General features: G+C 64.6%; 20 protein-coding genes and 2 pseudogenes. 7 read left to right on the top strand and 15 right to left on the bottom strand.

Annotated elements, in window-relative coordinates; translation table 11 throughout:
- Window positions 1–45 precede the first annotated feature (45 nt).
- Together AC1RVW_RS08130 and AC1RVW_RS08135 are read left to right on the top strand one after the other, a co-directional pair.
- A complete protein-coding gene (locus tag AC1RVW_RS08130; RefSeq protein WP_081271680.1) occupies window positions 46–1,782 on the top strand; it encodes a DUF2339 domain-containing protein in 1,737 nt (578 codons plus the stop codon).
- A complete protein-coding gene (locus tag AC1RVW_RS08135; RefSeq protein WP_253820070.1) occupies window positions 1,779–3,131 on the top strand; it encodes an MATE family efflux transporter in 1,353 nt (450 codons plus the stop codon). The genes AC1RVW_RS08130 and AC1RVW_RS08135 overlap by 4 nt, the downstream gene beginning before the upstream one ends.
- Window positions 3,132–3,150: 19 nt before the next feature.
- On the opposite strand, the gene phoR is transcribed toward AC1RVW_RS08135, so the two are convergent.
- Genes phoR through pstS form a run of 7 tightly spaced genes read right to left on the bottom strand, consistent with a single transcriptional unit; the run spans window position 3,151 to window position 9,799 of the window.
- Complete coding sequence (gene phoR / locus AC1RVW_RS08140) at window positions 3,151–4,491, bottom strand: phosphate regulon sensor histidine kinase PhoR (RefSeq protein ID WP_199851911.1); 1,341 nt, start codon at window positions 4,489–4,491, stop codon at window positions 3,151–3,153.
- 44 nt (window positions 4,492–4,535) lie between these two features.
- The gene (gene phoB / locus AC1RVW_RS08145) at window positions 4,536–5,228 is read right to left on the bottom strand and encodes a phosphate regulon transcriptional regulator PhoB (protein WP_007836652.1); all 693 of its coding nucleotides are present in this window, start codon (window positions 5,226–5,228) and stop codon (window positions 4,536–4,538) included.
- Window positions 5,229–5,255: 27 nt separating this feature from the next.
- Window positions 5,256–5,957 (bottom strand): phosphate signaling complex protein PhoU, encoded by a 702-nt coding sequence (gene phoU, locus AC1RVW_RS08150; RefSeq protein WP_081271677.1) that lies wholly within the window; start codon window positions 5,955–5,957, stop codon window positions 5,256–5,258.
- A 16-nt stretch (window positions 5,958–5,973) separates the two neighbouring features.
- Window positions 5,974–6,753 (bottom strand): phosphate ABC transporter ATP-binding protein PstB, encoded by a 780-nt coding sequence (gene pstB, locus AC1RVW_RS08155; RefSeq protein ID WP_021007056.1) that lies wholly within the window; start codon window positions 6,751–6,753, stop codon window positions 5,974–5,976.
- A gap of 17 nt (window positions 6,754–6,770) precedes the next feature.
- Window positions 6,771–7,655 carry a phosphate ABC transporter permease PstA gene (pstA, locus tag AC1RVW_RS08160; RefSeq protein WP_081271676.1) on the bottom strand — a complete coding sequence of 295 codons (885 nt, stop codon included), beginning with the start codon at window positions 7,653–7,655 and terminating at the stop codon, window positions 6,771–6,773.
- Window positions 7,652–8,734 carry a phosphate ABC transporter permease subunit PstC gene (gene pstC / locus AC1RVW_RS08165; protein WP_081271675.1) on the bottom strand — a complete coding sequence of 361 codons (1,083 nt, stop codon included), beginning with the start codon at window positions 8,732–8,734 and terminating at the stop codon, window positions 7,652–7,654. Before pstC ends, pstA begins: the two co-directional genes overlap by 4 nt.
- 30 nt (window positions 8,735–8,764) lie before the next feature.
- Window positions 8,765–9,799 carry a phosphate ABC transporter substrate-binding protein PstS gene (gene pstS / locus AC1RVW_RS08170; protein ID WP_081271674.1) on the bottom strand — a complete coding sequence of 345 codons (1,035 nt, stop codon included), beginning with the start codon at window positions 9,797–9,799 and terminating at the stop codon, window positions 8,765–8,767.
- A gap of 248 nt (window positions 9,800–10,047) precedes the next feature.
- Here pstS and AC1RVW_RS08175 point away from each other — a divergent pair, with 248 nt between their 5' ends.
- Window positions 10,048–11,568 carry a Ppx/GppA phosphatase family protein gene (locus AC1RVW_RS08175; protein WP_493199194.1) on the top strand — a complete coding sequence of 507 codons (1,521 nt, stop codon included), beginning with the start codon at window positions 10,048–10,050 and terminating at the stop codon, window positions 11,566–11,568.
- A gap of 18 nt (window positions 11,569–11,586) precedes the next feature.
- On the opposite strand, the gene AC1RVW_RS08180 is transcribed toward AC1RVW_RS08175, so the two are convergent.
- The 3 genes from AC1RVW_RS08180 to AC1RVW_RS08190 form a co-directional block, all read right to left on the bottom strand.
- Window positions 11,587–12,048, bottom strand: a complete 462-nt coding sequence (locus AC1RVW_RS08180) for a SixA phosphatase family protein (protein ID WP_172839987.1) — start codon at window positions 12,046–12,048, stop codon at window positions 11,587–11,589.
- A gap of 19 nt (window positions 12,049–12,067) precedes the next feature.
- Window positions 12,068–14,206: a polyphosphate kinase 1 gene (gene ppk1, locus AC1RVW_RS08185; RefSeq protein WP_493199196.1), complete on the bottom strand. Its 2,139-nt coding sequence runs from the start codon at window positions 14,204–14,206 to the stop codon at window positions 12,068–12,070.
- Between the two features lie 179 nt (window positions 14,207–14,385).
- Window positions 14,386–15,273, bottom strand: coding sequence for a GNAT family N-acetyltransferase (locus AC1RVW_RS08190; RefSeq protein ID WP_493199198.1), 888 nt, complete (start codon window positions 15,271–15,273; stop codon window positions 14,386–14,388).
- 144 nt (window positions 15,274–15,417) lie between these two features.
- On the opposite strand from AC1RVW_RS08190, the gene AC1RVW_RS08195 reads away from it, so the two are divergent.
- Window positions 15,418–17,097, top strand: a complete 1,680-nt coding sequence (locus tag AC1RVW_RS08195; protein WP_106934277.1) for an FAD-dependent oxidoreductase — start codon at window positions 15,418–15,420, stop codon at window positions 17,095–17,097.
- A 29-nt stretch (window positions 17,098–17,126) separates the two neighbouring features.
- A complete protein-coding gene (locus AC1RVW_RS08200; RefSeq protein ID WP_285410878.1) occupies window positions 17,127–17,390 on the top strand; it encodes a UBP-type zinc finger domain-containing protein in 264 nt (87 codons plus the stop codon).
- Between the two features lie 182 nt (window positions 17,391–17,572).
- Here the strand turns inward: AC1RVW_RS08200 and AC1RVW_RS08205 are convergent, their stop codons facing one another.
- Window positions 17,573–18,118 (bottom strand): hypothetical protein, encoded by a 546-nt coding sequence (locus AC1RVW_RS08205; protein ID WP_493199201.1) that lies wholly within the window; start codon window positions 18,116–18,118, stop codon window positions 17,573–17,575.
- Between the two features lie 168 nt (window positions 18,119–18,286).
- Here AC1RVW_RS08205 and AC1RVW_RS08210 point away from each other — a divergent pair, with 168 nt between their 5' ends.
- Window positions 18,287–18,499, top strand: coding sequence for a hypothetical protein (locus AC1RVW_RS08210; RefSeq protein ID WP_493199203.1), 213 nt, complete (start codon window positions 18,287–18,289; stop codon window positions 18,497–18,499).
- Between the two features lie 20 nt (window positions 18,500–18,519).
- On the top strand, window positions 18,520–19,305 hold the full coding sequence (locus AC1RVW_RS08215) for a contractile injection system protein, VgrG/Pvc8 family (protein WP_493199205.1): 786 nt from the start codon (window positions 18,520–18,522) through the stop codon (window positions 19,303–19,305).
- A gap of 38 nt (window positions 19,306–19,343) precedes the next feature.
- Here AC1RVW_RS08215 and AC1RVW_RS08220 read toward each other — a convergent pair whose 3' ends face one another.
- The 4 genes and pseudogenes from AC1RVW_RS08220 to AC1RVW_RS08235 all read right to left on the bottom strand — a co-directional run.
- Window positions 19,344–19,892 (bottom strand): hypothetical protein, encoded by a 549-nt coding sequence (locus tag AC1RVW_RS08220; protein ID WP_493199207.1) that lies wholly within the window; start codon window positions 19,890–19,892, stop codon window positions 19,344–19,346.
- Window positions 19,893–19,939: 47 nt separating this feature from the next.
- A complete protein-coding gene (locus tag AC1RVW_RS08225; RefSeq protein ID WP_493199209.1) occupies window positions 19,940–20,779 on the bottom strand; it encodes a hypothetical protein in 840 nt (279 codons plus the stop codon).
- A gap of 120 nt (window positions 20,780–20,899) precedes the next feature.
- Window positions 20,900–21,052 (bottom strand): annotated as a pseudogene (locus AC1RVW_RS08230) (HNH endonuclease); the annotation flags it as partial.
- A 106-nt stretch (window positions 21,053–21,158) separates the two neighbouring features.
- A pseudogene (locus AC1RVW_RS08235) lies at window positions 21,159–22,520 on the bottom strand (AAA family ATPase); the annotation flags it as partial.
- Window positions 22,521–22,603: the final 83 nt, after the last annotated feature.

A 22,603-nucleotide genomic window follows, 5' to 3' on the forward strand; every position in this document is an offset into this window, starting at 1 on the left:
TACCGCGCTGCCCTTTTTGTTTCCGAAACCTGCCTCCCGCCACTCTTGAACCAGCCCACCCCAGCGATCGTTGCCCAGAGCGCCGTGCGCCGACTGCCGCGCATCGCGCTGCTGCTGCTATGCGCGGCCTACCTGCTGCCAGGCCTGGTCGGCCGGGGTCCATGGAAAAGCGCGGATATCACCGCCTTCGGCTACATGGCCGAACTGGCCCGCAATACCGAAGGCATCTCGCGCTGGTTCGACCCATTGCTGCTGGGCATTCGCCCCGAAACACCCGCGCTGGTTCCCTACTGGATCGGCGCCTGGGCCATCAAGATCGCCCCCTCGTGGCTGAATCCCGACCTGGCGGTGCGCATCGCCTTCGCGTTCCTTCTCTGGGGTACGTTCACGGCGACCTGGTACGCCGTCTACTACCTGGCTCGCACATCGCGCGCCCAGCCCGTGGCCTTCGCTTTCGGCGGTGAAGCACGCCCGACCGACTACGCACGCGCCATCGCCGACGGCGGCCTGCTGGCGCTGATCGCCTGTCTCGGCCTGGCGCAGCTCGGTCACGAGACCACACCCGCGCTGGCGCAGCTGTTCTTCGCCTCGTGCCTGTTCTACGGCGTCGCCGCGCTGCCCTACCGCCGTGCCGGCCCGGTGATCGCACTGATCATGGGCACTTTCGGCATCACGCTGAGCGGCGCGCCCACGGTCGGCCTGGCGCTGGCGATCGGAAGCACGCTCTACATCGCCTACGAACGTCGAACCGCGGCAAAGGCCCGGACCGAATTCGACACCGGAAGCGATGACGGTCCCGGCTACACCCTGGGCGCCTTCGCGACGATGGCAAGCGTCACCGCAGTGGCCGCAGTGCTGGTGTTCGCGCTGGGCCTGCCCCAATGGAAGATCACGCTGATCGGCGGCTCGCTGTTCGGTGACATCCGTGGCCAGGCCAAGCTGCTGCTGTGGTTTACCTGGCCGGTCTGGCCGCTGGCCATCTGGACGCTCTGGCGCTGGCGCCGCCAGCTCAATGCGCGCCACGTGGCGCTGCCGTTCTGGTTCGCGCTGGTGCCGCTGGCCGCCACCTGGACCACCGATTTCTCCGACCGTTCGCTCATGCTGGCGCTGCCCGCCTTCGCCACGCTGGCTGCATTTGCCCTGCCGACCTTCCGCCGCAGCGCCGCGGCACTGGTCGACTGGTTCAACGTGCTTTTCTTCAGCGGCCTGGCGCTGCTCGGCTGGATCTACTGGATCGCCATGCAGACCGGCGTGCCGCCCAAGCCCGCTGCCAGCGTGACCCGCCTGGTGCCGGGCTTCGTGCCCGAGTTCTCGCCCATCGCCGTGGTCCTGGCGGCGGCCGCGACCATTGCCTGGTGCTGGCTGGTGCGCTGGCGCACCGGGCGGCATCGTGCAGCCCTCTGGAAGACGCTGGTGCTGCCGGCCGGCGGCACGGCGCTGTGCTGGATGCTGCTGATGACGCTGTGGCTGCCGCCCATCGACTACGCGCGCAGCTATGTGCCGCAGGTGCGTGCCGTGGCCGAGCGCGTCGGCCAGCCGAGCTGCATTGCGGAGCTTGCACTGAGCCGCCCGCACATCGCCGCCCTGCGCTACCACGGCCAGTTCAACCTGCAGCCGCTGCTGCTGGGCACCGATTGCCCCTGGCTGCTTGTCAGCCCCGAGACCATCGAGCGCCTGCACACGATCATCCCGTTCGATCAATGGCGCTTCAGCGGCACCCTTCGCCGCCCCAGCAGCCCGGCCGACGACCTGCTGCTCTACCAGAAGATCAAGCCCCAGTGAGCGCACAAAGCGGCGAAAGGGGCCTGATCGCGCGGCATGCCGGCACGGTGCTGGTCGGGCAGCTAGCCGTGATGGCCTTCGGCGTGACCGACACCATCATCGCCGGCCGCTACTCAGAGGGCGCGCTGGCCGCGCTGTCGGTGGGCGCGGCGATCTTCATCAGCGTGTATGTGTCGCTGATGGGCGTGCTGCAGGCGCTGCTGCCTGTGTGGGCCGAACTGCACGGCGGCGGCCGCGGCAGCGAAGTAGGCCGCTCGGTCCGGCAATCGCTGTATCTCGCCGCCATTGCCATCGTGGTCGGCATGGCGGCGCTGCTCGCACCTGCCGCCGTGCTGCGTCTCACGCAGGTACCGCCCGAAATGCGCGGCGACGTGGAGATGTACCTGCGCGTGCTGGCCTTTGCACTGGCTCCCGCACTGCTCTTTCGCCTGTTCAGCACGTTGAACCAGAGCCTGGGCAAGCCGCAACTGGTTACCTGGCTGCAGCTCGGCTCGCTGGTGGTGAAGCTGCCGCTCTCGATCTGGTTCACGTTCGGCGGCGCGGGCCTGCCGGCGATGGGACTGGTGGGCTGCGGCTGGGCCACGCTGTGCGTGAACTGGGCCATGCTCGCCTGCGCGGTCTGGCTGTTGCGCAGCAGCCCTTTCTATCGCGGCTACAGGCTCTGGGAGCGCCTCGAGAAGCCCGACTGGCAACAGATTCGCCTGTTCGCACGGATGGGCGTGCCCGGCGGGCTGGCCGTGCTGGTCGAAGTGACCTCGTTCACGCTGATGGCACTGTTCATCGCGCGCCTTGGCACGGCCGCCGCCGCGGCGCACCAGATCGCCGCGAACCTGATGGCGGTGGCATACATGGTGCCGCTGTCGCTCTCGATCGCGACCAGCGCGCGCGTGAGTTTCTGGCTGGGCGCGGGCGATGTCGCCAGGGCGCGCCATGCATGCAGGCTGGGTTTCGAGCAGACCGTGTTGTGCGCCATGCTTTTCTCCACCGCGCTGGTCACGCTGCGCCATCAGTTGGCCAACGTGTACTCGGACAACCCCGCCGTGGTCGGGCTGGCCGCGGCGCTGATGGTGGCCGTAGCTGCATACCACCTGGCCGACGCCGTTCAGACGCTGTGCGTGTTCCTGCTGCGGTGCTACCGGGTGACGCTCGCGCCGCTGGTCATCTACTGCACGATGCTCTGGGGCCTGGGGCTCGGTGGCAGCTACATGCTGGCGTATCACGGCCTGGGTCCGTGGGCAGCCATGCAATCGCCGCTGGCGTTCTGGATCATGAGCGCGGGCGCGTTGGCCGTGACGGCACTGTTCTTCATCACCCTGCTGCGCTGGACGATGAACAAGCGCTCGGCCTGAAAGCCGGGCCGGCTGCCTGCTACTGCTTGGCCAGCAGCCGCGCTTCCCTGACACGCGCCGCCGGGAACACCAGGGCGAATCGCGAGCCCTTGCCCACGGTGCTTTCGATGCGCAACTCGGCCCCATGACGCTGCGCAATGTGCTTCACGATCGCAAGGCCCAGCCCGGTGCCGCCCGTCTCGCGCGACCGGCTGCGGTCGATGCGGTAGAAGCGCTCGGTCAGCCGGGGGATGTGCTCGGCCGCGATGCCGGGTCCCGTGTCTTTCACCGCGTATTCGCCGCGCCCGTCGGGCAGTACCCGCCAGCTCACGGCCACCTCGCCACCGCCCGGCGTGTAGCGGATGGCATTGCTCAGCAGGTTCGACATTGCGCTCTGCAATTCGGTCGGCGCGCCCGACACCTCGGATTCCGCGTCGATGGTGAACGAAAGGCGGTGGCCCAGCGGCGCCAATCGGCCCGACAGACCCCGGCCCTCGTCCTCGCAGTGCGCGAGCAGAGCCCTGATTCGGATCCACTGGTTGCCAGAGGGCGCAGCGCTGCCCTCCAGCCGCGACAGCGTCAGCAGGTCGTTCACCAGCGTTTCCATGCGGTGCGACTGCTGCCCCATCAGCGACAGGTAACGCGTGCGCTCGTCCGCATCGAGCGGCAGGTTCTGCAGCGTCTCGACGAAGCCCGCGAGCACTGTCAGCGGCGTGCGGATCTCATGGGACACGTTCGCCACGAAATCGCGGCGCATGGCTTCGGCCTGCTCCAGTGCCGTGATGTCGCGCGTCAGCAGCATGCGGCGGTTGCCCGCATAGGGGTGAACCTGCACCGACAGCCGCACCAGGTGGCTGCGCTGGTGCGCATGGCCCGGGCCGAAGGCGTCGATGATGACGTCCCGGCTGTAGTTCCAGGAAGCCAGATAGGCCACGAAGGCCGGGTCGCGCACGAGGTTGGCCAGGTGCTGCGCGAGGTCACGCTCCGCGTCGATGCCGAACTGGCTGGCAGCCGTCTGGTTGCACCATTCGATGCGGCCCTGCTCGTCGAGCAGCACCACGCCGTTCGGCGATGCCTGAATGGCCGCGAGGAACTCCTGCAGCCTGTCTTCGGCCTGCCGAGTCTGCTGCTCGCGGTCTCGCAGCAGCTTGCGGATACGCTCCGCCAACTCGCCCCACACACCGGGTCCGCGCGCCGGCAGGCCCATTGCGTCGTTGCGCAGTACCTGCAGCAGCCGCTCGGCACGCCAGGCATCAAGCCCGAGCCACAGCACCGCGCCCAGCCAGGCACCCAGCCAACCGAATTTCCAGCCGAACGCAGCGACAGCGCCCCCTCCAATTGCAAGGGACGCTATTAAAAATGTAGCAATGCGAAAAGGCATGGCGGGCGATTATCCGCGCCCGCAGCCGAGGGAAGCCACGGCGCTCAAACCGTGACTTGGGCTGTCAGGCGATAGCCCGCTCCGCGCACGGTTTCCACCATGGGCGCAGCCGCGCCCAGCGACTCGCGCAGGCGCTTGACGTGCACGTCGACCGTGCGTTCCTCGATGTAGACGTGGTCGCCCCACACCTTGTCGAGCAGTTGCGCCCGGCTGTGCACGCGCTCGGCGTGCTGCATCAGGTACGCCAGCAGCTTGAACTCGGTCGGGCCGACCTTCAGTGCGCCGCCCTGCCAGGTCACGCGGTGGGTGGAGGTGTCGAGCGCCAGTTCGCCGATCTCGACACGCTCCGTCACCACTTCCGGCGCCCGGCGGCGCAGCACCGCACGGATGCGGGCCAGCATTTCCTGGGTCGAGAAAGGCTTGGTGATGTAGTCGTCGGCACCGGCGTCGAGGCCGGCAACCTTGTCGGGCTCGTCGCCGCGCGCCGTCAGCATCAGGATCGGGATGGCCTTGGTGCGCGGGTCCTTGCGCCACTGGCGCGCAAGCTGCAGGCCGCTCTGGCCGGGCAGCATCCAGTCGAGCAGGATCAGATCCGGCAGGAAGGCGTCAATCTCGCGCTGGGCCGCGGCGCCATCTTCCGACCAGATCGGCTCGAAGCCGTTGTGGCGCAGGTTGACGGCGATCAGCTCGGCGATCGAGGACTCGTCTTCGACAATCAGGACTCGGGGTTTCTTCATTGCTTTCTTGGAGTCTTGCCGCGGTAGTTACTGCAGCGCGGACTCGATTTCCTGCATCGAAGTGTGCCGCACATCGGCACCCTTGACGATGTAGATGATGAACTCGGCGATGTTCTTGGCATGGTCGCCGATACGCTCGATGGCCTTGGCCAGGAACAGCAGGTCGAGGCTGGCGGAAATCGTGCGCGGGTCTTCCATCATGTAGGTGACCAGCTTGCGTACGAAGCCGTCGAACTCGCGATCGATCAGGTCGTCGTCCTTCAGGATCGACAGCGCGGCGGCCGTGTCCAGGCGCGCGAACGCATCCAGCGCGGTGCGCAGCAGGCCGGAAGCAAGGTCTGCAGCGATGCGCAGTTCGGTCGTCGGCAACTGGCGGGCCGAACCGCTCTCGATGATCGACTTGACCATGCGCGCGATCTTGTTGGCCTCGTCGCCCACGCGTTCGAGGTTGGCGGTGGTCTTGCTGATGGCGATCAGCAGGCGCAGGTCGCGGGCCGTGGGCTGGCGGCGCGCGATGATCGACGACAGTTCGCGGTCGATGTCGATCTCCATCGCGTTGACGCGATGCTCGGTCTCCATCACGCGGTCGGCGGCGTCGGAGTCGAACTGCAGCAGCGCGTACACAGCCTGGTGGATCTGCGACTCGACCATGCCGCCGAGCTCCATCACGCGCGACGAGACGCCGTTGAGTTCGCTGTCGAACTGGCTGGAAAGGTGTTTCTCGGTCATGTTGTCTCCTTTGACTTCAACCGAAGCGGCCGGTGATGTAGTCCTCGGTCTCCTTGCGCTGCGGCTTGAAGAACATCTGTTCGGTGGCGCCGAATTCGATCAGGTCGCCGAGGTACATGTACGCGGTGTAGTCGCTGCAGCGGGCGGCCTGCTGCATGTTATGCGTCACGATGACCACCGTGTACTCGTTTTTCAGCTCGGCGATCAGTTCCTCGATCTTCGCTGTGGAGATCGGGTCGAGCGCCGAGCAGGGCTCGTCAAGCAGCAGCACTTCGGGCTTGATGGCAATGCCGCGTGCAATGCACAGGCGCTGCTGCTGGCCGCCGGAGAGGCCCGAGCCGCTTTGCTGCAGCTTGTCGCGCACTTCGGTCCACAGGGCGGCCTTCTTCAGCGCCCATTCCACGCGGTCGTCCATTTCGCTGGCCGAGAGGTTCTCGAACAGCTTCACGCCGAAGGCGATGTTGTCGTAGATCGACATCGGGAACGGCGTCGGCTTCTGGAACACCATGCCGACCTTGGCGCGGATCAGCGCCACGTCCTGCTTGGAGGTGAGCAGGTTCTCGCCGTCCAGGGCGATGGTGCCTTCGGCGCGCTGTTCGGGATAGAGCTCGAACATGCGGTTGAAGGTGCGCAGCAAGGTCGACTTGCCGCAGCCCGACGGACCGATGAAGGCCGTGACCTTGTTCTCGGGGATCTCGAGGTTGATGCCCTTGAGCGCGTGGAACTTGCCGTAGTAGAAGTTCAGGTCCTTGACCGAGATCTTCGAGCGCGACGGTTGTGCGACGGTATTTGGCATGTTGGCGTCTTCTTGATTTAGTGTTTGTTGCGCGTCAGGACCCGCGCCAGGATATTGAGGGCGAGCACGGCGACGGTGATCAGGAACACGCCGGCCCAGGCCAGCTGTTGCCAGTTCTCGTACGGGCTCATTGCGAACTTGAAGATCGTGACCGGGAGGCTGGCCATCGGCTGGCTCACGTCGGCGGTCCAGAACTGGTTGTTCAGCGCGGTGAAGAGCAGCGGTGCGGTTTCGCCGGCGATGCGGGCCACAGCCAGCAGCACACCGGTGACCACACCGGCACGGGCGGCACGCAGCGTGATGCTGAGAATGACCTTCCACTTGGGCGTGCCCAGAGCGTAGGCCGCCTCGCGCAGGCCCGGCGGCACCAGCTGCAGCATGTTCTCGGTCGTGCGGATCACCACCGGAATCACGATCAGCGCCAGCGCAAGGGCGCCGGCCAGACCCGAGAAGGTCTTGAAGTAGGCCACCACCACGGCATAGACGAACAGGCCGATCACGATCGACGGCGCCGACAGCAGGATGTCGTTGACGAAGCGCGTGACCGAGGCCAGCCAGCCCTTGGGGTTGTACTCGGCCAGGTAGATGCCGGCCATGATGCCGATGGGCGTGCCCACGAAGGTGGCGAGCATCACCATCACGAACGAACCGAAGATCGCATTCGCGATACCGCCCGCTTCGTTCGGCGGCGGGGTCATTTCGGTGAAGGTGGCAATGGCCAGGCCGCCGACGCCCTGGCGCAGCGTTTCCCACAGGATCCAGACCAGCCAGAACACGCCGAAGGCCATGGCTGCGAGCGACAGCGTCAGCGCGATCTTGTTGACGCGGTTGCGCGAGGCGAACTTGGCCTGGCGCGTTTCGGCGAGCGCCTTGGCGCTCAGGAGGTTTTGCGCGGTGCTCACGACTTGGTTCCTTCGCTCTTCTTCATCTTGGCAAGCAGCATCTTCGACAGCGACAGCACGACGAAGGTGATGAAGAACAGCACGAGGCCGAGGTACATCAGCGCGGCCTGGTGCAGGCCGGCGCCGGCCTCGGCGAATTCGTTGGCGAGTGCCGAGGTGATGCTGTTGGCAGCCTCGAACACGGAAAGGGAGTTGAGCTGGTTCATGTTGCCGATCACGAACGTGACCGCCATCGTTTCACCCAGCGCGCGGCCGAGGCCGAGCATGATGCCGCCGATGACGCCGGCCTTGGTGTACGGCAGCACGACCTTGGACACGACTTCCCAGGTGGTGGAGCCCAGGCCGTAGGCCGATTCCTTGAGCAGCGGGGGCGTCACCTCGAACACGTCGCGCATCACCGAGGCGATGAACGGAATGATCATGATCGCGAGGATGATGCCGGCCGACAGGATGCCGATGCCCACGGGCGGGCCGGACACCAGGGCGCCGAGGTACGGCACGCCGGTGAGCAGCTTCTGCAGCGGCTGCTGCACCCAGGTCGACAGGATCGGGCCGAACACCAGAAGGCCCCACATGCCGTAGACGATGGAAGGCACCGCCGCCAGCAATTCGATGGCCGTACCCAGCGGGCGCTTGAGCCAGTTGGGCGAAAGTTCGGTAAGGAACAGCGCGATGCCGAAGCTCACGGGCACGGCGATCACCAGCGCGATGATCGAGGTGGCCAGCGTGCCGTAGATCATGACCAGGCCGCCGTACTCGTCCTTCACCGGGTCCCACACGCTGCTCGTGAGGAAGCCGAGGCCGTACTTGGAAATGGCGGGCCATGCGCCGACGATCAGCGACAGCAGGATGCCGATGAGCATCGCGAGCGTCAGCAGCGCGGCGCCCTTGGCAGCCCAGCCGAACAAGCGATCGGCCATCGGGCCGGAGCGCGGAGCCTTGACGGGGGGCGGAGGGGCGGTAACGCGGCCGCGCTCGGCCGCGAGGTCGAGTGAGGCGCCTGCGGCGGGGAAAGTGGATGACACGGGTCGCTCCGGCAAAGACGAAAGCGGCGCGTCCTCGAGCGAAGAATTGCTCATGGGCGCGCCGTTCTGGACTGATGGGTTGTTTTACTTGTAAGCGACGGCCTTGCCCGACGCATCCTTCACATCACCCCATGCCTTGGCGATGGATGCCTTCACGGCGTCGGGCATCGGCACGTAATCGAGGTCGTCGGCCGTCTTGTCGCCGCTCTTGTAGGCCCAGTCGAAGAACTTCAGCACGGTGGTCGCGTTGGCGGGCTTGTCCTGCACCTTGTGCATCAGGATGAAGGTCGCGCCGGTGATCGGCCATGCGCCCTTGTCGGCCTGGTTGGTCAGCACCTGGTAGAAGCTCTTGTTCCAGTCGGCGCCGGCAGCGGCGGCCTTGAAGGCGGAGTCGTCGGGCGACACGAAGTTGCCGGCGGCGTTCTGCATTTGTGCGTACGTCATCTTGTTCTGCTTGACGTAGGCGTATTCGACGTAGCCGATCGAATTGGGCAGGCGGTTCACGAAAGCGGCAACGCCTTCGTTACCCTTGCCGCCCGCGCCGGTGGGCCAGTTCACGGCAGTGCCTTCGCCGACCTTGGTCTTCCACTCGGCGTTGACCTTGCTCAGGTAGTTGGTGAACAGGAAGCTGGTGCCCGAACCGTCTGCGCGGCGAACCGGGGCGATGGCGGCGTCAGGCAGAGCCAGCGAACCGTTCAGGGCCTTGATGGCGGGGTCGTTCCACTTGGTGATCTTGCCGAGGTAGATGTCGCCCAGGACCTGGCCGTTGAGCTTCAGTTCACCGGGCTTGATGCCCTGGATGTTGACCACGGGGATCACGCCGCCGATGACGGTGGGGAACTGCATCAGGCCCTTGGCTTGCAGCTCGTCGTCCTTCAGGGGAGCGTCCGAAGCGCCGAAATCGACGGTCTTGGCTTCGATCTGCTTGATGCCGGCACCCGAGCCGACCGACTGGTAGTTGATCTTGACGCCGGTGGCCTTGTTGAAATCGGAAGCCCACTTGGCGTACAGCGGTGCCGGGAAGCTGGCGCCAGCGCCGGTAACGTCTTGTGCGAAGGCGGGAATGGTGAACATCGCGGCCAGGAGGCCAGCGGTTGCAAATTTGAACGTCGTTTTCATGAAGCTTCCTTTAGAAGTAAGAAGTAGTCCCTTTCGGGCTTGGGACGGACTCTAAAAAGCTTCTGTGACATCAATATGACACCCCTCTGTCGAGGGAAAATGACTGCAATCCCGCAGTGACTTGTGTGACGCTGTCACATAACCGTCATGCACTGCGCCTAGCCTCCAACCCCTGCCGTGATGAGACTCGAGGGCGGCGCGTTCTGTCACGGCGCTACGATTCAGAGAACCGCCCTCTCCACTACAAAATGCAAAACGGCACCCGCCTCGCAGCGGTCGATCTGGGTTCGAACAGCTTCAGGCTGGAAATCGGACAGGTCGACCATGGTCAGATTCATCGCACCGAATATCTCAAGGAGACGGTGCGCCAGGGCAACGGCCTCGACAGCGCGCGCAACCTCACCACCGAGGCCATGCAGCGCGGCTGGGATGCGCTTGCCCGCTTCGGCGAGCGCCTCGCGGGCTTCAAGCGCTCGCAGGTCCGTGCCGTCGCCACGCAGACATTGCGCGAGGCACGCAACCGCGAAGAGTTCTTGCTGCGTGCGCGCACCATTCTGGGTTTCGGCATCGACGTGATCCCCGGGCGCGAAGAAGCCCGCCTGATCTACCAGGGCGTGGCGCACATGCTGCCGCACACCGATGCATCAGACAGCGAACGCCGCCTGGTCGTCGACATCGGCGGGCGCTCCACCGAAATGATCATCGGCCACGCGCTGGAGGCCGACCGCATGGAGTCGTATCGCGTCGGCAGCGTGGCCTGGTCGATGAAGCATTTCGGCGAAGGCCTGTTCACCCCCACGGCCTTCCGCGCGGCCGAGGTGGCGGCAAAGGCCGTGCTGGACGACGCGCTCGCCACCTACACCCGCGACCAATGGGACGTGGCGTATGGCGCCTCCGGCACCATCGGCGCGGTCGGCGACGTGCTGGCCGCGGCGGGAGGCGAACCCGGGCTCGTCACGCGCGAAGGCCTCGACTGGCTGCTCGACCGCCTTCTGAAAGCCGGCAGCGCCGAAAAGCTGCGCATGGACGGCATGCGCGAAGACCGCAAGGCCGTCATCGGCGGTGGCGTGAGCGTTCTGCGTGCGGTGTTCGATCTGCTCGACATTCAGGAAATGAAGGTCGCCCAAGGCGCACTGCGCCACGGCGTGCTCTACGAATTGCTGGAACGCGACGAAAGCGTGGCCGACATGCGCACCGCCACGGTCGCACGGCTGGCCAACCGCTTCACCGTCGATGCGGCACAGGCCAAGCGCGTGGGCGACACGGCAGCCAGCCTCTTCCTTCAACTCGCCCCGGCGGCCCGCGGAGGAAACAGCTCGAACCGTGCCGGCCGTGCGTTGCGCAAGCTGGGCTGGGCGGCGCAATTGCACGAGATCGGCACCCAGATCTCGCACAGCGATTACCACAAGCACGGCGCCTACATCCTCGACAACGCCGACGCGCCCGGCTTCGCAGTGAACGAAATGCACGCGCTGGGCCAGTTGGTGCTGGGTCAACGCGGCAAACTGCGCAAGCTAGAGGTGGCACTGGACGACGAGACCTTCGTGATGCAGCTGCTGTCGCTGCGGCTCGCGATCATCCTGTGCCATGCGCGGCGCGATCCCGATCCCCAGGCACTGCACCTGGCGGCGCTGGGCGCCCGCGCCTTCACGATCGCCTGCGCGCCTGACTGGGCCGAGGCCTATCCGCAGTCGGCCCACCTGTTGCGCGAAGAAGTGCTGGCCTGGCAGAAGACCAGCAGCTGGCGCGTCGAACTCAGCGGCTGCTGAGCCGCGCCAGCGCCACGTTCAGAGCAGTTCCGGCGACTGCACCGTCACCACGACGGTCTGCACGTCGCCGTCACGCTCGCGCGTGCGGATCCACCAGAGCGAACCCTTGCGCACCGGGCAGCTGTCCTGCTTGAGGCCCAGCAGCAGCGAAATCGCCTGCCCCACGGACGGCTGGTGGCCGATCATCAGCACCACCGACTTGCCGTTGGGCCAGCCGGCCGCACCGAGCAACGCCTCGGTCGTGGTGTCGGGTGCCAGCTCGGCGCGGAGCTTGTACTTTCGGCCCAGCGCAAGAGCCGTCTGCTCGCAGCGCCGCGCGGGGCTGCAGATGATCCGCGTGCCGTCCGGCAACTGACGGTCGAGCCAGGTCGCCATGCGCTTGGCCTGCTTCTCGCCGCGCGCAGTGAGGGAGCGTTGCATGTCGTCGCAACCCTCGGTCCAGTCCTCGGCTTCGGCGTGGCGCCAGAAGATCAAGTCCATGGTCATCGTCTTTCGGTCTTCAGTTGCCGGATGCATCCCGGATGTGCGCTCGGGATGCATAGCGATTCATGAGCGCAGCTTGTGCGCCGTGCGCCTCGATCGCTCGGGAAGCACCCGCCTCGCCCGCATGCGTGTCGTGGTCGACGCGGGTATAGATGCCATCGCCGCCCAGATCCCAGGCGTCGCGTCCATCGTGCAGATAGGCCACCAGGCATTCGTCGATCAGGCGCTGGCGCAGGCCCGGGTCGGTCACGGGCCAGGCGAGCTCGATGCGACGCATCATGTTGCGGTTCATCCAGTCGGCGCTCGACAGGTAGAGCGACTCGTCTTCGCCGTTGCGGAAGTAGAAGACCCGCGAATGCTCGAGGAAGCGCCCGATCACCGAGCGCACCCGGATGTTGTCGGTCACCCCCGGCACCTGCGCCGGCAGCGTGCAGGCGCCGCGCACGATCAGGTCGATCTTCACGCCCTTCTGCCCCGCGCGAATCAGCGCGGCGATGATCTCCTCGTCGGTCAGCGCGTTCATCTTGGCGACGATGCGCGTCGCATGTCCAGCCGCAGCCGCCACGCCGAGCGCGTCGATCTGGGTGACGAGGTTCTTGTGCAGGTCGAACGGCGCCAGCCACATGCGGTTGAGCTTGGGCAACCGGCTCTGGCTCGCGAGGTGGACGAACACGGTCTCCATGTCGGCCGTCAGCAGCGGGTCGGCCGTGAGGTGGCTGATGTCCGTATAGAGCTTGGCGGTGCGCGGGTTGTAGTTGCCGGTGGAAAGATGGCCATAGCGGCGCATCTGCTTGCCCTCGCGGCGAGTCACCAGCAGCATCTTGGCGTGGGTCTTCAGGCCGACCACGCCGTACACCACCTGCGCGCCGATCGACTCGAGCATTTCAGCCCAGTTGATGTTGGCCTCTTCGTCGAAGCGTGCCTTCAGCTCCACCACCACCGTGACTTCCTTGCCGCGGCGCACCGCTTCACGCAGGAGGTCCATCAGCACCGAGTCGGCGCCGGTGCGGTAGATGGTCTGCTTGATCGCCAGAACCTGCGGGTCGAGCACCGCCTCGCGCAGGAACGCCAGCACGCCGTCGAAGCTCTCGAAAGGCTGGTGAATGAGTACGTCGCTGCGCTGCAGCCTTTCGAAGAACGACTGCGACGGCGACAGCGTGACCGGGTAGGACGCCGGATACGGCGGAAAGCGCAGCTTGGGTTCGTCGAGCAGATCCGCGAGTTGCGTGAACCGGGCCAGGTTCACCGGCCCGTGCACTCGGTAGAGGGCCTGCGGCGGCAGATTGAACTGCGCCAGCAGGAAGCTCGCCAGCGACTCCGCGCAGCTCGCCGACACCTCGAGACGCACAGCCTGGCCGTAGTGCCGGTGCTGCAGTCCCTGGCGCAAGGCGGTGCGCAGGTTCTTGACGTCTTCCTCGTCCACCGCAAGGTCGGAATGCCGCGTGACGCGGAATTGGGAGAAGTCGCCCACCTCGCGGCCGGGGAACATGCTCGACAGGTGCGCCCGCACCACGCTCGACAGCGCCACGAACAGCGTCTTGCCATCCGACACCTTGGCAGGCATCTTGATCAGGCGCGGCAGCACACGGGGCACCTTCACGATCTGGATGGGGTTTTCGCGCCCGAAGGCGTCCTTGCCGCCCAGCCTCACGATGAAGTTGAGCGACTTGTTCGCCACCTGCGGGAACGGATGAGCGGGGTCCAGCCCCACGGGAATCAGCAGCGGACGCACTTCACGCTCGAAATACTCGCTGACCCACTTGCGCTGCGCCGGATTGCGTTCACCGTGCGAAATGATGTGGATGCCGTGCGTGGCGAAAGTCGGCATCAGCTCGTCGTTGTACAGCGCGTACTGCCGCGCCACGAGCGTGTGGGCCGCGTCGGCCAGCCGCTCGAACGATTCGACGGTGTAGGTGCCCTTGTGGTCGCCGGCGCTGCCCGCGATCAGGTGCGGCGCGGCACGGACTTCGAAGAACTCGTCGAGATTCGACGAAACAATACAAAGATAGCGCAGCCGTTCGATGAGCGGCACTTCGGTCCGATGCGCCCAGTCGAGCACGCGCTCGTTGAATGACAGGATGCTGTGATCGCGGTCCAGCAGCGTGAACGTGGGCGCAGCGACGTCGAGCGACGGATCTGCGGGGTCGGATTGCATAGGCACTGATTCTGGAGCAAGCGGCACAGGAGAACGTGTAGGCGGAAATATGACAGTGTCATCCGCGCTTGTGTCATTTGCATGACATTCCCGTGACGCCTCCAGCGCACCTGCTCCAGACCCTGGAGGCGTGTTGGAAGAAGCGAGCGGCCCCGGTTCGGGCCGGGCGACCGCCGGCTTCATGCGCCCAGGAAGTGCTTGCGGTAACGCGCTGGCAGATCGTCGATGCGCATCATCATCGGCAGGTCAGCGGCGTTGAAGTCCGGGTCCCAGGCCGGCGCACCGAGCACCTTGGCACCCAGGCGCAGGTAGCCCTTGATGAGCGCTGGCGGCTCCACGTCGAGCGTGCTGTCCAGCCGCTCGACCGGCAGCGGCAGGCGCGGCTGCACCTGGTATTGGATCGGCGCCATGTGGCTGGTCGACACCTGGCGCCAGATGCTGGCGGCAGCGTCGCCGTTGGTCACGCCGTTGTGCGACATGGGAATGCTCGCGCAGCCGATCATGGTGTCGAGCTTGTTGCGGTGCATGAAGCCGGCCAAGGCCCCCCACAGCGCGAGGATCACGCCGCCCTGGCGGTGTTCGGGGTGCACGCAGCTGCGGCCAAGCTCGACCATGCGCTCGCGCAGATCGCGCAGGCGGGTGAGGTCGAATTCAGTATCGCTGTAGGTGCTGCCCACGCGGCGGGCCTGTGCCGGCGTCAGCACGCGATAGGTGCCGATGACTTGCTGCGTCAGTTCGTCGCGGACCAGCAGGTGTTCGCAGAAATCGTCGAACAGGTCGATGTCGTGGCCGGCCAGCGGCGACGACACGCGAGCGCCCATCTCGCCGACGAACACGTCGTAACGCAGGCGTTGCGCGGCACGCACGTCGTCGAGGTGGCGAGCCCAACCCACGGTGATGCCCTGGCGGGCTTCGGGAACCGGAGGAAGAATGACTGCGGGCGCCTGGGGCACCGAGGAGCGGGCAGTGATGGTGGTGGTCGAACCAACGGCAACAGGAGCGGGCCACAAGGCCGCGCGCAGCCCGATCTGCGAAAGCGGAAATGTCGGGTTGGGCAGTTCTTTCATGGGGAACCCTTTCTGCCGAGGGAGTCTCCGCACCTGCCATGAAGCCGGCATGTCAGGAACATTTCAGACACATGACGGCGACGCAGGCCCTTCCGTGCACTTCGTCGTCTAATGCGGGAGACTCGCGAAAAGGAGCTTTCACGCATGGCCACCGACGTACGCGGCACCGACAACGGCCGCCTCCAGCAGACCTTTCCCGTGCTGAGTGACACGGAGATTGCGCGTATTGCGCGTTTCGGCACCGTGCAACAGTTCGCGCGCGGTGCCCGGCTCTTCACCGCCGGAGAAACCGGCCCCGGGATGTACGTTCTGCTCAAGGGCGTCGTGGCGGTCACGCAACGCGATGGGCTCGGCCACGTCGTGCCCATCGTGCGGCAGGGCCCGGGAGAGTTCCTGGCCGAGGTCGGCCAGCTGAGCGGCCGCCCTGCCCTGGTCGACGGACATGCCGATGAAGATGTCGAAGTGCTGCTCGTGCCGCCGGCGCAACTGCGCGCGCTGTTGGTCGCCGAAGCCGACCTGGGCGAACGCATTACGCGCGCGCTCATCCTGCGACGCGTGGCGCTGATCGAATCCGGCGCCAGCGGACCGGTGCTGATCGGCCCGCCGCAGTCGCCCGACATGGCCCGGCTGGAGAACTTTCTTCGCCGCAATGGCTACCCCTATCACCTGGTCGACGCCGACGACGACCCCGACGCCGCCGCGCTCATCGCGCAGTACGGTGCCGGCAAGCTGCTGGCGGTGTGTCCGGACGGCTCCGTGCTGGTGAACCCCACCGACGATGCGCTCGCGCGCTGCCTGGGCATGGTCGACACCGCCGAGCGCGACGAGTTGTATGACGTGGCCGTGGTGGGCGCCGGGCCGGCGGGCCTGGCCACCGCCGTGTATGCGGCCTCCGAAGGCCTGCGCGTGATCGTGCTCGATTGCCGGGCCTTCGGCGGACAGGCCGGGGCCAGCGCACGCATCGAGAATTACCTCGGCTTTCCGACCGGCATCTCCGGCCAGGCGCTCGCGGGCCGCGCCTTCGTGCAGGCACAGAAGTTCGGCGTCGAGATGCTGATTCCCGCCAAGGTGACATCGCTGGACTGCTCGCGCGACAACCCGCAAGAAAGCCTGCGCGTTTCGCTGGCCGACGGCCGCACCATCAATGCGCGCACCGTGGTGATTGCAAGCGGCGCGCGCTACCGGCGACCCGCGGTGCCGCGCCTCGCCGAATTCGAGGGGCGCGGCATCTGGTACTGGGCTTCGGCCATCGAAGCGAAGATTTGCGCGCGGCAGGAAGTGGCGCTGGTCGGCGGCGGCAACTCTGCCGGACAGGCCGCGGTGTTCCTGTCACGCCATGCGGCCAAGGTCAACGTGCTGGTGCGCGGGCCGTCGCTCGCGGCCAGCATGTCGCGCTACCTCATCGACCGCATCGAAGCCACTCCCAACATCTCGCTGCAGCCGCACACGGAACTGGTGCGCCTGCACGGCGGACCGGACGAAGGCCTCACGGGTGCGACGTGGCGCTGCCACACGTCGGGCGACGAGCACGACTGCCCTGCCCGCAATATCTTCCTCTTCGTGGGCGCGGAGCCCGAGACTTCGTGGCTCGAAGGATGCGGCGTGTCGGTCGACAAGCATGGCTTCGTGCTGACCGGCGCGGCCGCGAGCAGCGGCTTTCCAGCTCGGCCGGCGACCGCGCTCGAGTCCAGCGTGCCCGGCGTGTTCGCCGTGGGCGATGTGCGCTCGGGCTCCGTCAAGCGCGTCGGCGGCGCCATCGGCGAAGGCGCTGCTGCGGTGGCGCTGATTCATCAACACCTGTCGCAGTCATCGACTACGGCCTGATCAGTCTCGAATTACAAAGGAGTTGCCTCGTGCCCATCAAACCCTGCGACCACGTTCCCGCCGACATCGCGCAGCCGCACACTCTGCGCGGCTGTGAAGACTGCTTGAAGACCGGCGATACCTGGGTTCACTTGCGCCTGTGCGTTCAATGCGGCCACGTGGGTTGCTGCGATTCGTCGAAGAACCGGCACGCGACGAAGCATTCGCATGCGCAGCAACATCCGGTGATCCAGTCGATGGAGCCCGGGGAGGATTGGATGTGGTGCAACCTGCATGAGAGGCAGGTTGGGTGATCGGGAGGAATTTACTTGCTGGCTGCAACCTGAGTCACTGAAATGGCCTACCCGGTAGAGATCGAATTTCGGCCAAAAAGCGCTCTACATTAAGAATTCTCAGCAGCCTTCCCGCGAAGTACGCAGCGCTTGTACATACGACGAGCCGCAATTTTCAATACGCCTTGCTTTACCTTCTGCTTCTATTTCCAGATCGCTTCCCAGCCCCCATCAGCGATCCTGAGCGCGACGAAAACTAGCAAGACAGAGAGAAGCAGGTTTGAGGCCATTCCGAACAAGCATTTAGTCCGAGATGGACGGGTGGGTGAGAGCACGGAATCGTAAGCGAACGTGAGGTTGTACATGAGTCCGGTGGTGAGCGCGGCTGGCCCCCAAGGACGCAAAGACCATGTCGCCAAACACACAGCCATGAGAACCCCGCAGAGAACATACGAAGCGCCAAGCAGAACGTCGGCTGACTGCCGCACCACTGCAAAGAACTTAGGACCGGGAGGAAAAGCGAGGCGCCACATCCAAGCAAATGCTAGTACGCTGGTACACGCGATCAAACCCAGCAATGCCCAGAACGGCGCACGACTCTCCGCTAGCGCCTCCTTAAACAGCGAGCCCATAGGGCCGGGGATATGCGAGAGCAGAGCAAGGCAAAGCGCAATGGCAAATGCGATATAGGCCGCCTTGGAGAGCGCATTGCCGATGCTGGGCGCTGGCGGCGCTTTGTTGTCGCTCATTTTATCTTCCTTGCTGCTGCGATATTTCTCGCTCTTTCGATAGCCGAGTTCAGCCAACCTGCTGTGGATCGAAGCTCGTTAAACCGGCACCATCTGCCGGGCTATTTCTCTTGGCGTCATGCCGCGCTTGACCTACTCCACAAGCTTGGCAATTTCGGCGTAATCGAAATGCCGGTTTCCTTTGCCGTGTATTTGACCATCACCGACGACAGGCAGAACGACTCCGACGAAATCGAACTCGTCGTGAGCGATCATGACGGCGCCGTGGAGCTGCCCAACTCCGGCGACACAGTCGAAGTGGCCATCGGCTGGCTCGCCGAGCCCAACGCGGCGCCCTACAGGCAGCTCACGACAGAAGAAATGGGCTTTCCGTCGGCCTGATCGACAAGGGCAAATACACCGTGCAGGCAGTGCAGCACGCGGGCACGCCCGACGAGATCACCATTCGCGCCCGCGCGGCCAATCTGCTCGACAGCCTGCGCTCATTGCGCGACCAGTCGTGGCACGACACCACCGTCGGCGCCATCGTGAAGAGCGTGGCCAAGCGCAACCGCATCGAGGCCATCGTCGCCAAGGAAATTGCGACACGCAAGGTCAAGCACGCCGACCAGCTCGGCGAGTCGGATGCGTCGTTCCTGCGACGCCTGGCGCAGACCTACGACTGCCTGTGCACCGTGAAGAACGGCAAGCTGCTCTTCAGCCAGGCGCGCGCCGCGCGCACACCCAGCGGCAAGGTGCTGGCGCCGTTCGTCATCACCAGGCAAGACGGCGACCAGCACCGATGGAGCCGCGCCGACCGCGACGCCTACAGCGGCGTGAAGGCCTGGTGGAACAACATCAAGACCGGCAAGCGCAGCAGCGTGCTCGCGGGCATCAGCGGCCGGGCCAAAGAGCTGCGCACCACCTTCGCGAGCAAGGAAGACGCGCTGGCCGCCGCGCGCGCCGAGTGGCTGCGCATTCAGCGCGGGATCTTCGACTTTGAAATCACCCTCGCCTACGGCCGCGCCGACATCACGGCGCAGCGCCCGGGCCGGGTGGCGGGCTTCAAGCGGCAGATAGACGAGACGCCGTGGATCGTTGCGAGCGTGAGGCACACGCTCGACGGCAGCGGCTTTGTGAGCCAGCTCACGTTCGAAACCGAGCAGGCCGAGGGGGTCGAAGGTCAGGAAGGGAGTACCGAAGAGTGAAAAGCAGATACGTCTTCAAACCAAGATCAGTAGGCCCGTCAATCTGGTGGCTGATATCGCACGGCAATAAGCTCAGCCAGCCGAGACGCCCGTTCGCTGGTGAACTCGAGTTCCGCCATGCGTTGCTCTGTGAGCCTGATGCGCCCGTGCGCGCGCGCGAGGTCGCCCTCATTCATGATCTCGAACTGCCTGCGCTGGAGCGCCAGGAACTCGTCCACAACAGGATCGTCCACGAGGGATCTGCGGATGTTGTCGACCTGCGAGCCGCCATAGCGTGCAGCCGGATCCGACACGAAAGTGATCCACTCCACGGCAAACGGCCGAGGCGTGAGATCGAGCCACACCCCAGAGCGGCTCTGCCAGACAGCGTGAAATTCAGCCTCGATGATCGGGACCCTGTACCAGATCGCCCAGCCTAGCACTAGCGAGCCGCCTGCCTTGGCGATCTGTCTCTCAACGATTCCGAAGCAATCGCGCTCCGCGGCACCAGCGACCGGGAGGCACCACACCGACAGCGGCGACTTGCCGGGCACTACCTCGGATGCGAATGTGCGCACTATCGCGTGCTCTGTTTCCGATGACTGCATCGTTCGAATCCCCTTCACCTTCGGCCTGGACGACCTTCGGACCCCGCCTAGCGCTTCATCAGTTTCGATTGGTACTGCACGATCTGCGCGGCCATGGACTCTGTGACTTTGCGGAGATGCTCATCGGTAAGCATCTCGCCTTCACTCGCTCCGCATTCACGAAACGCCCTCTCGACAATTTCGGCGATCGCTCGATTGGTCTCTTGTTGGCTCAACTTTTCGAGCATGGCCTCGATAATTGGCGCTGCCGAGGCGGTGACCTGGTCCGGCAGGGAATGCTTGTAGTCGAAGATCGATGCCACCGTCGCATGGTCAAAGCGAAGGTCGACATCAAGCTCCAGAACCTCGCTCGTGCGGGGGTCGATAAAGTGACTTGCGTGGACAGCGGGGCCGCTGTATTCCCTCGCAAGCTGAACAACCATTCTCCGCCAGCCGAAGAACTCGACGTAGCCTAGCAACTGCCCTGCTGTGCCAATACTGCTTACTGCGACGCAGTGCAGAGGAACACCTTTAGGTCTGTTCGATACCGGGTCAGGTTCATTTATGAACCCAAAGCAAGCTTCAGCCGCAGTATTAGTTAGGTACTCACGGGCTTCATGACATGCAGTCGCTGGCACACCCTGCAAGGCCGCCCAGCACAGTGCACTTTTTACAATTGACCGGCCCGCTAGTTCTCCGGCGAATTCTGTTGATACGTGAATGTACCCATCAAGCAGCTCGTTGCTGATCTGCGCACTGGCGAGGGCAGCCTCAACATCGAGATCGGCATGCTTCCGCGCAAGCTTTTTGACCATCGCTTTCGCTTCGTCCATCGATCTCGCCTGAATCTCATAGGCGATGCGTCCTGGCAGCCGTGTGGACTTAAACACCGGACTGACTTGCGTCATGGGCTTACCTGGGTGGAGGAGAAGCTCTCTCCCGTTCGACGTCGTAACCTTCTCCGGTGGCGCCGGGCCTCGTTCGCGATTGATATCGAACGTCACGCAAAAGAAGTTCAGCTGCCTAGCAAGATCCGAGTCCCAGTCTTCGCCAGCGGTGTTGTTGCACGACCTACATAGCACGCCTCGTTTCTTGAGCCTTCCCCCCACCGACGCAGGGATGATGTGCTCTAGCGAATCATTGCTGGGAACGAGTTCCGTCAAACAAATTACACAGTTCATGGCCTATGGTCTCCTCGCAGCGAACTTGCGCTCGGCAAGCGTATCAGGCCGCACGGGCCGAAGGAATAGAAGGCCAATAGGTCCGGTTCTGGCCAATTGATGCCTTCTACTTCCGCCTCGCCTGGACGATGTCGGCACGGGCCGTCACAGACGCCCGCCAAGTTTCGAGCTTGTTGATGTCCTCCAACAGTTCGTCTGGATGAGGGGTGGGAATCTGAGCGGACATTGCGGGGTCGTGACCCGAAAATTTCGAACTTTTCGTCATGCCAGCGTTGATCGCGTCCACGTCTCCATCCTCCACGACGACTCCCTTAAGTCGCTGAGTCGAGACCCCTTCATCAAACCGAGTCACTGTGCTTTGCAGGAGTACTTCTTCGACACCTCGCTCCCATGCCATACGCAAATGCGAGTAGGCCTCGCGCGTGAGCCGCATCGCCTCAGCTGCATTCCCCTCCTTGTGCACCTTTGCCAGATGATCGCGCATACCTCTTAGCGCCTTGACACGCTTCGAAGTGCTCAGGGTGTCAAAGGGCAAACGATCGGCTTGGACTCCAAAACCGGCAGGTCCGCGCCCGATGCACTGCGTCGACGCAGTCGCATGCGCTAAGCCAGCTTGCTGCTGGATGATGCATAAGAAGTAGATGTCATGTGTAAAGACAATCACCTGTCGCGTCTTGGACTCCTCGACCAGGCGTGCGGCGACATGCCAACGGTGGCGATGATCCAGAGACGAGACTGGATCGTCGAAGACGACGCCTCCGCGCCCCTTCCCAAGCTTCACCTCCGCCAAGAAAGATGCGATGGCAATTCCGCGCTGCTCACCCTCGCTGAGAATGGCCGACGGCGTGCCACCTCCGGGCAGTTGTAGCCTCAGCTTGTACTGAGTCTTGCCTTTGGGCGATTCCGGTTTCATCGCCACTTGAAGTTCATGAACATTCAAGGCAAGCAGCTCGGCGTTCAGGGCGTCCACGACCTCTTGAGTCGCCATTTTTTCCGACAGATCGGTCGACTTGCGGGAGATGCCGGTTACGGAGATGCTGTCCGCACACGCCTTCAGTTTGGCGTTATGGGCTAGCTTGGTAACAGCCTCCAAGACCGAGTCCTTAGTTTCGGAGAGCTTCACGCGCGCATTGAGCTCGTCTTGTTGCAAGACCATCTCTGCTCGTGCCTTGACGTCCATGGATTCCTCAAAGGCTTTTGCTTCGGCAGTAAGCGCCCCTGCTTTGTCGACGAGTCTCACGCTGGGGTTGTTGGGAAGGGCCTCGATCGAATCCCATGCGACGGCTCCACCCGACGCTTGCATAGCCGTGGCTCGCCGATTCTGCGTCGCGTTCTGAAACGCTGCGAATTCGCTTGAAGCCTGGGGAAAGGCGTTTTCCAGTTCCTCTGACAACGCCTCGTCTATAGAAAAATTCAGGGGTGCCTGCTCGATCGCACGATAGGCTTCAGCTGCCTTCGCTCTCGCGGCCTTAGCTGAATCGCCCCGGCTTTCATGGAGGCCAGTTGGTTTAAGTCATGCCGCCGTCTTGGCGGACTGACTGGCGAGTTGCC

The sequence above is a fragment of the Variovorax sp. MPBD4-3 genome, from assembly GCF_058809745.1.